At 52.1% G+C, this 609-nt stretch carries 6 tRNA genes; all 6 read right to left on the bottom strand.

The features are described 5' to 3' along the window. Window positions 1-54: 54 nt before the first annotated feature. The 6 genes from CHH48_RS19130 to CHH48_RS19105 all read right to left on the bottom strand — a co-directional run bounded on the left by CHH48_RS19130 (window position 55) and on the right by CHH48_RS19105 (window position 604). Window positions 55-139: transfer RNA gene (locus CHH48_RS19130), tRNA-Leu, on the bottom strand. A gap of 27 nt (window positions 140-166) precedes the next feature. Beyond that, window positions 167-241 (bottom strand) — tRNA-Gly (locus CHH48_RS19125). Window positions 242-253: 12 nt separating this feature from the next. After that, window positions 254-338 (bottom strand) — tRNA-Leu (locus CHH48_RS19120). A 30-nt stretch (window positions 339-368) separates the two neighbouring features. Continuing rightward, a tRNA-Lys gene (locus CHH48_RS19115) sits at window positions 369-444 on the bottom strand. Between the two features lie 5 nt (window positions 445-449). Further along, window positions 450-525 (bottom strand) — tRNA-Thr (locus CHH48_RS19110). 3 nt (window positions 526-528) lie between these two features. Beyond that, window positions 529-604: transfer RNA gene (locus tag CHH48_RS19105), tRNA-Val, on the bottom strand. Window positions 605-609 lie beyond the last annotated feature (5 nt).

Below are 609 nucleotides of genomic sequence, written 5' to 3'. Positions count from 1 at the left end.
CTTGATCCGTAGTCAAACGCTCTATCCAATTGAGCTACGGGCGCATATTTAAAGTGCCGAGGGCCGGACTCGAACCGGCACGGAGGAACCCTCCGCAGGATTTTAAGTCCTGTGCGTCTGCCAATTCCGCCACCCCGGCAAGCTGAATTAGTCGATTAAGTAGTTATGGAGCGGAAGACGGGATTCGAACCCGCGACCCCCACCTTGGCAAGGTGATGTTCTACCACTGAACTACTTCCGCGTTTAATCTAAATGGTGCGGGTGAAGGGACTTGAACCCCCACGTCATAAGACACTAGATCCTAAGTCTAGCGCGTCTGCCAATTCCGCCACACCCGCAAGATTAAATACGCACAGTATTAAAATGAATGGTGAGCCATGAAGGACTCGAACCTTCGACCCTCTGATTAAAAGTCAGATGCTCTACCAACTGAGCTAATGGCTCTAACATGGTGCCGGCCAGAGGACTTGAACCCCCAACCTACTGATTACAAGTCAGTTGCTCTACCAATTGAGCTAGACCGGCTAATGGTGGAGGATGACGGGCTCGAACCGCCGACCCTCTGCTTGTAAGGCAGATGCTCTCCCAGCTGAGCTAATCCTCCGGATT

The organism is Terribacillus saccharophilus (assembly GCF_002272075.1).
GTDB lineage: Bacteria > Bacillota > Bacilli > Bacillales > Amphibacillaceae > Terribacillus > Terribacillus saccharophilus_A.
This window is presented reverse-complemented; position numbering and strand designations above follow the sequence as displayed.